Below are 10820 nucleotides of genomic sequence, written 5' to 3' on the forward strand. Positions count from 1 at the left end.
ATGAAAGTCGTTGTTGCTCCTGATTCATTTAAAGGCAGCTTAACTTCCATTGAAGCGGCAAACAGAATGAAAGAGGCTATACTTCAGGATTTTCCCGAAGCGGATGTTATGGAAAAACCAATGGCCGATGGAGGAGAGGGGACATTAGCAGCGCTGCTGAAAGCGAACGGTGGAAAAGAAATTTCTGTTTCATGTAAAGGTCCACTAGGTGAAAGCATTCAGACGACATATGGTATGGTTAATCAAACAACTGCTATTATTGAAGTGGCTTCAATTGCCGGCTTAACCCAGGTCCCTGAAGAAAAACGTAATCCGGACAATACAACGTCATATGGAATCGGAGAAGTTATGCTCGATGCCATGAGTCGGGGATGTACAGAAATGATTGTTGGATTAGGCGGAAGTGCGACAAATGATGGTGGACATGGCATGCTTCAGGCTATTGGAATGAAGGCATGGAATAAAGAAGGAAAAGAAGTAGAACCGTTTGGAAAAAATGTCCAATACATTGACCGTGTTGATTTTTCGGAAATGGATTCAAGGTTTAAGCATGTATCGATCAAAGTGGCAAGTGATGTAGACAATCCACTTTGTGGGGAAAACGGTGCGACGGCTGTTTATGGGCCGCAAAAAGGAATGTTGAAAGAGCGAATTCCAATATATGATCAGGCATTGGATACTTTTAGTGACTTAATAGAAGCAGAACTGCATAAGTCCATAAAAAATTATCCTGGAGCAGGAGCGGCGGGTGGACTCGGGTTTGCTTTCCTCACTTTAGGTGCTAAATTAGTTTCCGGAGCACAATTAGTTGGAGAAGCAATGGAGATGGAATCTACTATTCAACAGGCCGATTTCGTTATTACCGGAGAAGGAAAAAGTGATGAACAAACCCTTTACGGAAAAGCTCCTGGCTACGTCGCTTCTCTCGCTGAAAAGTATGATGTTCCAGTCGTCCTGATTTCAGGGAGTATAGACGGAGACATAGATCAGCTTATGAAGAAGTTTTCAGGCTGTTTTTCCATCGTTACGAAGCCAATCACATTAAAGGAATGTATGGAAAAAGCTGGTGAATTATTGTATCAGCAGACGAAACAAGTCATCCATTTCATTCGTTCAGTAACATAGTAGTAGACCATAAAGGGATTTCCTCCTTTGTGGTTTTTTTTTATGCAAAATTTTTGCTAATTATTTTTTTAACGAACCCTTCGTGAATATAACTTAGAGAAGCGCTCATAAATGATGAGAACGGCTTAAGCCTAAAGAATACCGAACATAACCAGAGAGGGAATGCGAAGACGCCTGACCAGAGCTCATGAACCATGTTATGGAGTTTCAGTACATAGCTAATTATGGGCACATTTTTAATCTGGGCGCATAGGATGGGTTGTAGCCTAAAGGAAAGGATGATTGGAAATTGTGTGGAATAACGGGGTTTGTTGAATGGCAAAAAGATGTCAGGTCATCAAGAGGAACATTAGAAAAAATGACGGAAACACTGTCACTGCGTGGACCTGATGATACGCAATTTTGGATGAATCATCATGCTGCATTTGGTCATAAACGGCTTTCGGTTGTTGATTTGGAAGGTGGCAAACAGCCAATGAGCAAAGAAAAAGATGGGATTACTTACACCATTCTATATAATGGCGAGCTTTATAATACAGAGGATTTGCGTAAAGACCTTATTCAAAAGGGATATTCCTTTCATAGCACATCGGATACGGAAGTCTTACTTACAGCTTATATGGAATGGAAGGAAAACTGTGTCGAATACTTAAATGGTATTTATGCATTCGGTGTGTGGGATGAAGAAAAAGAACAGCTCTTCATGTCAAGGGATCGTTTGGGTGTGAAACCATTATTTTATCGGGAAAAGGATGGGCAGTTCATTTTTGGATCAGAATTAAAAGCAATTTTGGCTCATCCAGAGGTGACTGCAGAAGTAGACCGCAGCGGTTTATCGGAAATTTTTGGATTAGGCCCATCCAGAACGCCTGGTCATGGATTATTTAAAGGGATGAAAGAATTGCGTGCCGGTCATTCCCTTACCTTTTCCAAGCATCAAGGTTTAAAAGTATGGCGGTACTGGAATGTAGAAAGTAAGGAGCACCAAGATGATGTGGAGGAGACGGCTGAAAAGGTTAGAGAGTTATTTGTGGATGCTGTACAGCGGCAGCTCGTTGCAGATGTTCCTGTTTCCACATTCCTATCTGGTGGCGTTGATTCCAGTGCAATTACAGCGGTTGCTGCAGATTATTTTGAAAAACAGGGAAAAGGTCCTTTAGCGACATTTTCGGTTGATTATGAAGGTAATGAAAAACATTTTGAATCCAGTAAATTCCAGCCATCGAGTGATCGACCATTTATTGAAAAAATGGCAAAAGCGCTTGGAACCGATCATCATGATGAAATCATTTCAGGTTTGGATCTCGCTGATTTATTAAAAGAAGCGGTAGAAGTTCGAGACCAGCCAGGACAGGCGGATATTGATTCTTCGTTACTGTCGTTCTGTCGCCGAATTAAAGAATACTCTACTGTATCTTTATCAGGAGAATGTGCCGATGAAATCTTCGGTGGCTATCCTTGGTTCCATGACCCAACTGCAGGTGGGGATGGGTTCCCGTGGATGAAATCACTGGATTCCCGGATTAACTTATTACATCCAAAATGGCAAGAGAAACTGGACTTAAAAACGTATGTACATGAACGTTATAAAGAAACGATAGCTGAAACACCAAAATTAGATGGGGAAATTAAAGAGGATGCTAGAAGAAGAGAGTTATTCTATCTAAATATGCATTGGTTTATGGCACAGCTTTTAGATCGTAAGGATCGAATGAGTATGGGGGCAAGTCTGGAAGTGCGTGTTCCATTTGCCGATCATCGATTAGTAGAATATGTCTGGAATATCCCATGGGAAATGAAAACATTGGAAGGAAGAGAAAAAGGGATCTTGCGTAAAGCGTTAGAAGGAATTTTGCCGGATGAAATTTTATATCGCAAGAAGAGCCCATATCCGCGGACGTTCCAACCAGAATATACGAAGCAGGTCACGCAGTGGATGGAGTCTATTCTTGGAGACTCCTCTTCCCCGTTATTTGACTTTATCGAGCGCGATAAGGTGCAAGCTATTGTCAATAGTCAGGGCAAGGAATTTAAAGAACCTTGGTATGGCCAATTAATGAGAGGACCACAGCTAATCGCCCACCTTTGCCAAATCGATCATTGGCTGCAAACCTACGATGTAAAAGTAAGTGAATAGAAGCATGGGGAAGTTGCTTTTTGCTTCATCCCAAGAAAGTAGTAATTACATTCTTATTAAAATGATATTCTCAGTTAACTCTAGTATGGTTCTAAGAAGCCGTGAATACTAGAGTTTTTCTGATTGCTCCTATCAAAAAGATGAATATTCCATTATAATAAAATAGCATAAAGAATGAAGAGGGGATGAGCACAATGAAACACTTTGCAGTCTATTTACCAATGAAAGATGAGGAGAAAAGTAAAGAAATGCGCCCAGCACATCTGGAATACTTGGAAGTAAAAGAGGAAGAGGGGAAAGTATTTGCCAAAGGCCGGTTTGCAGACGGTTCAGGCGGTTTAGTTATATACATAGCGGAAAGTGAAGAAGAAGCGGAAGAAATGGTAAAACAGGATCCATATGTGTCAAGTGGTGCAAGAGGTTATGAAATTCGTGAATGGGTAATGACTACAGTTGAAACCATGCCAAAATAAAGATGATTCGGGGAGTTGTTGACAAAAACAGCTCCCTTTTCCATGTTTAGGAAATTATAAAATTTTAACCAAGAAGTAGGTTTAACGTAGATAAGTATTCTCGTCCTAAGTTTAAGAAAAACTGACATATTTGCTAAAAGACGAGCGAATACCAGATTTTCTTAAAGTTTTCTTTATCTCCTACGAGAGGAATATCCGATTGAGAACGCCGCTTTACGCGGCAACATCGGACCACCTAGCATGGCCAGGCGCAGTCCGTACGTGCTAAATGGGTGGCTTGTGCTTTTGGTCAAATCAGCAAAGTGTGGCTTTGGAATGGATCTTTAAAGTCCGATAATTTATAAAAAAGTTTGATACAATTCTATTGATGAGTAAGAACGTAAATATTCAAGAATTGGGCCAGTTTGTGATTAACTTTTATATGCGTAGTAGACTAAATACTGTGAAGTAAACACAAGCCTTATGGAGAGGGTTTTATTTCAAATATCCCTATAAAGTTTTTTCTGTAACAGTACAACATAAAACCATGCATGATGCCAAGCAAAATAGCTAAAAGAAGTAAAGAATGGTCTAGGAATATATGAAGTAAGAGAATGTTGCCAATAATTGGTGCCAATATTAAAAGGGCTAAGGGGACAAATCGATTAATTAATAGTAATAAACCACAAATAATCTCTAATGATTTTTCAAAGATAAGTAGATATTGAAACTCAAACAACGCCATTGCTTCAGGACTAGTTGCAATAAAGGGTTCTAAGTTAAATATTACAAAATAACCATTTATACCTGCAATGAGGAATATGAAACCTAAAGAAATCCTAGAAAAAGCAAGGAAGTATTTGGTCATTTTAAACACCACCTCTAATGTATATTTGAAAGTATTATAACATTTAAAAAAGTGGGAGTATAAGGATTTTTTTGTTACGCAGGTACAAATATACTATTCAATAGAAAAAGTTATTCAACTATCGGACGCTAGAGTGAAGCAGGGTGACTATAGTTTAATAAAGAATCTTGAGCAAAACGGTGCAGAATTTGAATAAGATAAGTAAGAAAAGAATACGATGACAATTCCGTTACTATTGGAGGAGATAGTATTGATTAGAAAAGCTATTCGAGAGGATGTTAGTCAATTATCAGTTTTAATGGGTGAATTAGGATATCCAACAACTATTGATGAAATGGAACATCGTTTTTCAAAGATAAACTCTAATTCTTTATATAACACCCAAGTAGCTGAAAAAGATGGAGTTATTGTTGGTATGATTGGTATGATGCTAGGCTTTCATTATGAAAAAAATGAGAACTATGTACGAATTGTTGCTTTAGTTGTTAATTCGAAATATAGAAGACAAGGAATTGGTGAAAGGTTAATTGAGAAAGTAGAAGAATGGGCGAAAGAACAAGGAGCCAATAGGATAGTATTAAACAGCGGGAACAGAAATGAAAGAAATGATGCACACCAATTTTATATTAGACAAGGTTTTGAAGGAAAAGCGACAGGGTTTTACAAAGCATTATCCTAATTATCATCTTCAACAAACGGGCATGATTGTAGAAAACGTTACTAGAAAATAATCAATCTTTTGAAAAACGGGTCTTTTTAGTTAACACAAAAGTGTGTTAGCGAGATTTGTTTGAATGGACTTTAATTTAAAGCGAAAAAAGTCAATTTTGGTGAATAGCTACATTTAAATATAGTATGTTAAATTGAACTAAAAAGATGAAAGCAATAGCGAGGAGGATAAGCGTGGCGATATATGCAAACGATTCACTTGCAGGAAAACATGTATTAATTATTGGTGCAACAGGAGGGATTGGCTATGAAACAGCCAAAGTCCTTGCTGATATGGGGGCATCCATTACAATCACTGGGAGGCGTGAGCAGGTACTTGAACAACTAACAGAAGAAATAGTTGCAAAGAATCCCGGAGCAAAAGTTTTTCCAGTCCCAGCTGATTTGACTAATTCTTCGGAAAGAACGCAATTAGTAGAAGCGGCAGAGCAAGCCAATGGTTTTATTTCTCATTTAGTAAATGCAGCTGGTATATTAGGGAGTAATGCAGAAGTAGAGAAATTAACCGAAGAAGAACTTGAGAAAATCATGCATGTGAACTATACGATACCAATTCTTTTAACACAGCAAGTCTATTCATCTATGAAAGCGAAAGGAGAAGGAAGTATTGTCAATGTATCCTCGTTATCGGGCTTACGAGGAACCTATGGTGGAACAGCATATAGTGGTTCTAAATTTGCACTTATTGGTTTCACCCAATCCTTTGCATTAGAAGCAATTCAGCATGGAGTCCGGGTTAACGCAGTATGCCCTGGATATGTAGAGACGGAAATGGGTAGAAAATCGATTCGCAATAAGGCAAGACGTGAAAATCGGAGTTTTGAAGAACAATACAAGCTTGCTAATGACAGTATACCTTCAGGAAGAATTTCTACCCCAGAGGAAGTGGCAAATACGATTGCCTTTCTAATGACAGATGCGGCAGAAAACATGGTTGGAGAATCTATCAAAATATCTGGAGGTTCAGTGATGCGGTAGAGAAAGGGAATCAGGTGTGGGAACATTTGATAGGGGATAGAAGGGGGATGAGCAAATTTTTGGGTTAGTCCCCCTCCTGCAACGTAGAAGAAAAGAACATAAACATGGATAATGGAATAGTAAGGAGGTTTAGTTTGAGTTCGATTAAAAAAGTATATGGCTATGTTACTAGAATTAAAAATGGAAAACCACAAGTACTTGTTTTTCAACATCCGATTCCCGAGGCTGGATTACAAATACCCAAAGGAACAGTAAAAGCTCAAGAAGATACTTATCATGCAGTTATGAGAGAAATAGAAGAGGAAACAGGATTGAAGAATTTTGAAGTTAATCATTTAATTACAAAGGATTATTGGGAAAATGACAATGGTGCAATACATAATAGATTCTTTTACAGGATAAATGTGTCAAATGTTCCAGATGAGTGGGATTATCAACCAACAGGTGGTGGGGAGGAAGAAGGACTTATCTTCCATTTTTTTGGATTTCATCAAAAAATGAAGTTGAACTTATACGGGGACACGGAGATTATTTAAACCTCATTTTTATTTAGTTCCACAATTTATAAGAAAGAGCGTGATTGGTTGTTGTTTATCATGTGTTAGTTTTGTATTGATTTCGACAGGGTCTGTAAAATGACTTGTAATTTCATAACTTTTTTTCCCGTTTATAAACACTCCGATCTAATTCTTAGGTTCCCATTGTACTATCCCGATTCACTGTGTCCAATTTATAGTCTAGCATCAAAATTCATTGACCAAATGGTTGTAAAAAAGGGGGATTAATAAATGGAAGCAAAGTCTGTTACATTTCATGAATTTGGCGAACCGAGAGAAGTATTGAAGGTTGAAAATAGAAAAATTAAACCACCGTTAAAAGGAGAAGTCCTTGTTCGTATGCAAGTAAGACCAATTAATCCCTCCGATTTAATTCCAATTAGAGGGGCATACTCTCATAGAATTCCTTTACCGAATATTCCCGGTTATGAAGGGGTTGGCATTATTGAAGAGGTGGGGAATGATGTTACCAAGCAACTTGTGGGTAAACGTGTCTTGCCGTTACGGGGGGAAGGGACTTGGCAGGAATTTGTTAAAACCTCTGCTGAATTAGCAATTCCTGTTCCTGAATGGCTTGATGATTTTGTTGCTTCACAATTATACATAAATCCTATAACGGCATGGGTTGTGTGTACAGAAGTTTTGAAACTGAAACATGGGGATACTTTAATTGTCAATGCAGGTGGTTCTTCTATTAGTCGAATCTTTGCTCAATTATCAAAAGTGTTAGGATTTCAGATGATCGCAGTAACGAGAAATGATAAATATATAAATGAGTTACTTCAATTGGGGGCTTCTCATGTAATAAATACGTCGGAGGTATCCTTAGAGAGTACGATAATGGAAATAACAAATGGGCATGGTGCAACTTCTGCAATCGATTCTATTGGAGGTACAGATGGAACAGAATTGGCATTTTGTGTTCGACCTAATGGTAACTTTCTAACGATAGGTCTGCTATCAGGAATACCTGTCGACTGGAAGGTAGTTTCTTTAAGGACAAAGGTTAATGTGCACCTCTTCCATTTACGGCATTGGAATCAAAAAGTATCGGTAAATAAATGGCATGAGACATTTCAATGTTTAATGGAGCTGATTAATGAAAAGAAGTTAACGCTTATGGGGAAAGATTCCCAATACGACTTGTCAGATGTACATAAAGCTGTAATTACTGCAGAATCGTTTAAAACTAATAAAGGGAAAGTTTTTTTAAAAAGCTAATAAAAATAAAAGGAAGGGTTTAGAGGGAGTAAAGCGGCTATAAATGATGAGGCCAAATAATGAATATCCATTGCAAAAGATGTACTTGAAAAAATCTCGCGCTATAAAATTAATAATAAAATCAGATTGGTTAGCTAGTCAGTCTTTTCTTTTTATACAATTGTTTCAGAATATTTAACTTTCATAAGGATATGTATGTTAAGGTTAATATACTGAGAGTTTGTACAGGTTTCGTAAATAAGGAATATTAAATTGAAACTTTAAGAAGAAGCGGGGTACTAATTATGGAAAAAAATACGGAAAGTCAAATTCTAGATGAATTAAAAAATATAAATAAATCATTACAGGATATGAATGAGAAACTGGATAAGACTGATAGTGATGGTAAACCGTCGATTATCATATGGGACATAATAAGGTCTTTGTTAATAGGTGTTTTTATTGTGGGTCCTGCAATAGCTGTTGTGATTGTCCTCTTTCAGGTTATAAGTGGTCTGATATTTAACTGATTGGTTTCATAGTGAAATATAGGGTGTTGTCGATTCGGCGCTCCAATGTTTATGTGCTATAGAAGCAGTTTACTACTCGTATGAAGTAGAAGCTGTAAAGTAGTTGACTGCCCAATAAGTTGATGAACATCCTTATGCTCCTGATGATTTAAAGAGAGTGTTAAACTAGCAGAGAAGATGAAGAGTTCAAATTTAACTCTTATAAATTTACACCACTGTCTATCTGTATTAAAAAGGATTATTTAGCCGTTATAAAAGGGGGATTTCATTTGGCATTTGAGTTCGTTATTTTCGATTCCATACCTGAAGAGAAAGTTCTTGATGGAATATTAGAATTACATAAAAATATATTTGGTACTTCTGATGATTTGATTAACAAAATGGAAAGTAAATATCAGCTATTAATTATTACTGCGATGAATGGCACAAAAGTTATTGGATATAAAATTGGATACGCAATGGATAGCAATAAATTTTATAGTTGGTTGGGTGGAGTAGATACAAATTACAGAAAGAACGGTATTGCTTCCATGTTAATGGAAAAGCAACACCAATATTTAAAAGGACTTGGTTATAAAATGGTTCAAACCAAAACAATAAATAAATGGCGTAATATGCTAATTTTAAATATTAAAAGCGGATTCGATATAATTGATACTTATACAGATGAAAAGGGATTACATAAAATAATACTTGAAAAAAATTTACATAATTAATTGATGCTTATCTTGAACAAAGGATAGTAAAGAAAAGAATTGGATATTTATAGTAAAAATGGCTTCCGAGGGGGTGGCTTAAATGAAAAACTTAGTAATTGGCATTATCATTTTGTTTGCAATTTGGTTAATATTTCCGTTTTTTGGCATAAACACTTCTTACATGATATCTAATTTAATAGAATGGGTAACAAAATTCATTCTTCCTTGGATAATGTTATATTGGATCATTAGATTAGTTAAAGGTATAGAAAAGGCAAAATAACTTATTCAAGTAATGATTACAAAAATTAAAGAAGGGAATGTCACTTGTCTTTTATTTTTTGGTAAAATAATCAGAAGGTTCTGTCAGAATTTCGTGGAGAGGGGTTTTTCAAATTAAAAGAATAATGGTATTACTTTTATTGACTGGGTTAATAAGTGCTTGTTCTAATAATGAAGAGGTAACGGAACATAGCTATCTTTTTACAGGAGAGGGTCATGTTTGGTCGGCCGAGTTAAGATACGAAGCAGAAGAAAGATGGGGCAAAGATGCAGATGATATAAACACATATTCAAGTGAAGATGACTACAACTTTACGTTAACTTATAAAGGAGATTTAGACGATTTAGCTTCCATGAAACAATTAGATTATGAATTTAAAGAACCAACTGGTGGAGGAAGTTCATCGTTAACCTTTGATGAACCTGTCTCTGTTAAGGAGTTTACTTCAAGAGGTGGTGGAACGGGAGCAATTTTGAGAGAGGATATGGTCGTTAGCGTTGAAGTTAGATGGGATGATAATGAGGAATCTTTTGAATTAGTTGTAAAAGAGTAATGGATTACCCTTTAACTAACGGGAGGCTTTTTTTGTAAAGCTATAGAAGTTGTTAAACCACTAACGAGGCCAGTTTACTCAATAAAAAAGGAGTTTTTTTTCTGAAAATATTACGTTATATTTTTGCGATAGTTGCTTTGTTATTTGCAGTTTATGGACTAATTACGGGTAATTCTGATCTTCATCCTTATATGATGTTTTTCTTAGGTCTAATGATGCTGGTAATGGGATTAGAAGAATTTAAAAAAGAGCGAAAAGCATATGGTTGGTTATTTATTATTGTTTTTTTATTATGCTTACATGTGTCAATTCAGGGCTTTTTACTAAACTAAGTGGTTACGATGAATCATTATGCTGTCTATTTTGAGCACCCAGATAGAAGAACCTAAGCAGTTCTTCAATTAATTGGTGCAGGAATGAAATAAGGCGGCGATTTTCAAAATGATGGTCTTTTCTTTTGCCTAATTTCAATAATATTTTTTGATAATTATGTTAAAATTGAAATATCGACATATTGAGTTAACGGACAGTTTAGTGTAAAAAGGAATTGTGTTTTTTACTCCAGATAAGAGAAAGAATAGGGAACAGTAGTTATTACAATAAAATTATTAAAGAGAGGGAAACATGGTAGAAATTAGGGATTCTTGGTTTACAGTTACTCAACTAGATGGTGATACTTTTGCTATTAGCGAATATGGACATTGGGAAAA

13 protein-coding genes are annotated in these 10820 nt (G+C 36.4%); 12 read left to right on the forward strand and 1 reads right to left on the reverse strand.

From position 1 onward, the window contains the following. From GMJ66_RS07970 to GMJ66_RS07980, 3 genes are all read left to right on the forward strand, one after another. Complete coding sequence (locus tag GMJ66_RS07970) at positions 1–1125, forward strand: glycerate kinase (RefSeq protein WP_156289796.1); 1125 nt, start codon at positions 1–3, stop codon at positions 1123–1125. 289 nt (positions 1126–1414) lie between these two features. After that, positions 1415–3262 (forward strand): asparagine synthase (glutamine-hydrolyzing), encoded by a 1848-nt coding sequence (asnB, locus tag GMJ66_RS07975; RefSeq protein WP_156289797.1) that lies wholly within the window; start codon positions 1415–1417, stop codon positions 3260–3262. Positions 3263–3456: 194 nt separating this feature from the next. Continuing rightward, positions 3457–3735: a YciI family protein gene (locus tag GMJ66_RS07980; RefSeq protein ID WP_156289798.1), complete on the forward strand. Its 279-nt coding sequence runs from the start codon at positions 3457–3459 to the stop codon at positions 3733–3735. 460 nt (positions 3736–4195) lie between these two features. On the opposite strand, the gene GMJ66_RS07985 is transcribed toward GMJ66_RS07980, so the two are convergent. Then, on the reverse strand, positions 4196–4582 hold the full coding sequence (locus GMJ66_RS07985; protein WP_156289799.1) for a hypothetical protein: 387 nt from the start codon (positions 4580–4582) through the stop codon (positions 4196–4198). 250 nt (positions 4583–4832) lie between these two features. On the opposite strand from GMJ66_RS07985, the gene GMJ66_RS07990 reads away from it, so the two are divergent. From GMJ66_RS07990 to GMJ66_RS20640, 9 genes are all read left to right on the forward strand, one after another. After that, on the forward strand, positions 4833–5261 hold the full coding sequence (locus tag GMJ66_RS07990) for a GNAT family N-acetyltransferase (RefSeq protein WP_231514870.1): 429 nt from the start codon (positions 4833–4835) through the stop codon (positions 5259–5261). 224 nt (positions 5262–5485) lie between these two features. After that, positions 5486–6289: an SDR family NAD(P)-dependent oxidoreductase gene (locus tag GMJ66_RS07995; protein ID WP_156289800.1), complete on the forward strand. Its 804-nt coding sequence runs from the start codon at positions 5486–5488 to the stop codon at positions 6287–6289. 134 nt (positions 6290–6423) lie between these two features. Next, the gene (locus GMJ66_RS08000) at positions 6424–6825 is read left to right on the forward strand and encodes an NUDIX hydrolase (RefSeq protein ID WP_231514871.1); all 402 of its coding nucleotides are present in this window, start codon (positions 6424–6426) and stop codon (positions 6823–6825) included. A 252-nt stretch (positions 6826–7077) separates the two neighbouring features. Then, entirely contained in the window at positions 7078–8067 is a 990-nt protein-coding gene (locus GMJ66_RS08005) for a zinc-dependent alcohol dehydrogenase family protein (RefSeq protein WP_156289801.1), read from the forward strand. Positions 8068–8351: 284 nt separating this feature from the next. Then, the gene (locus GMJ66_RS08010; protein ID WP_156289802.1) at positions 8352–8576 is read left to right on the forward strand and encodes a hypothetical protein; all 225 of its coding nucleotides are present in this window, start codon (positions 8352–8354) and stop codon (positions 8574–8576) included. A 269-nt stretch (positions 8577–8845) separates the two neighbouring features. Beyond that, entirely contained in the window at positions 8846–9292 is a 447-nt protein-coding gene (locus tag GMJ66_RS08015) for a GNAT family N-acetyltransferase (protein WP_231514872.1), read from the forward strand. Between the two features lie 82 nt (positions 9293–9374). Beyond that, positions 9375–9557: a hypothetical protein gene (locus GMJ66_RS08020; RefSeq protein ID WP_156289803.1), complete on the forward strand. Its 183-nt coding sequence runs from the start codon at positions 9375–9377 to the stop codon at positions 9555–9557. Positions 9558–9696: 139 nt separating this feature from the next. After that, positions 9697–10110, forward strand: coding sequence for a hypothetical protein (locus GMJ66_RS08025; protein WP_156289804.1), 414 nt, complete (start codon positions 9697–9699; stop codon positions 10108–10110). A 194-nt stretch (positions 10111–10304) separates the two neighbouring features. Continuing rightward, positions 10305–10442 carry a YczI family protein gene (locus tag GMJ66_RS20640; RefSeq protein ID WP_269321872.1) on the forward strand — a complete coding sequence of 46 codons (138 nt, stop codon included), beginning with the start codon at positions 10305–10307 and terminating at the stop codon, positions 10440–10442. Positions 10443–10820: the final 378 nt, after the last annotated feature.

The sequence above is a fragment of the Oceanobacillus salinisoli genome, from assembly GCF_009733865.1.
GTDB classification, from domain to species: domain Bacteria; phylum Bacillota; class Bacilli; order Bacillales; family Amphibacillaceae; genus Oceanobacillus; species Oceanobacillus salinisoli.

Coding starts and splice junctions, on each gene's coding strand:
- GMJ66_RS07985 (WP_156289799.1), bottom strand. CDS start 4,582: ATGACCAAATACTTCCTTGCTTTTTCTAGGATTTCTTTAGGTTTCATA.
- GMJ66_RS08010 (WP_156289802.1), top strand. CDS start 8,352: ATGGAAAAAAATACGGAAAGTCAAATTCTAGATGAATTAAAAAATATA.
- GMJ66_RS08005 (WP_156289801.1), top strand. CDS start 7,078: ATGGAAGCAAAGTCTGTTACATTTCATGAATTTGGCGAACCGAGAGAA.
- GMJ66_RS07980 (WP_156289798.1), top strand. CDS start 3,457: ATGAAACACTTTGCAGTCTATTTACCAATGAAAGATGAGGAGAAAAGT.
- GMJ66_RS08020 (WP_156289803.1), top strand. CDS start 9,375: ATGAAAAACTTAGTAATTGGCATTATCATTTTGTTTGCAATTTGGTTA.
- GMJ66_RS07970 (WP_156289796.1), top strand. CDS start 1: ATGAAAGTCGTTGTTGCTCCTGATTCATTTAAAGGCAGCTTAACTTCC.
- GMJ66_RS20640 (WP_269321872.1), top strand. CDS start 10,305: ATGTTTTTCTTAGGTCTAATGATGCTGGTAATGGGATTAGAAGAATTT.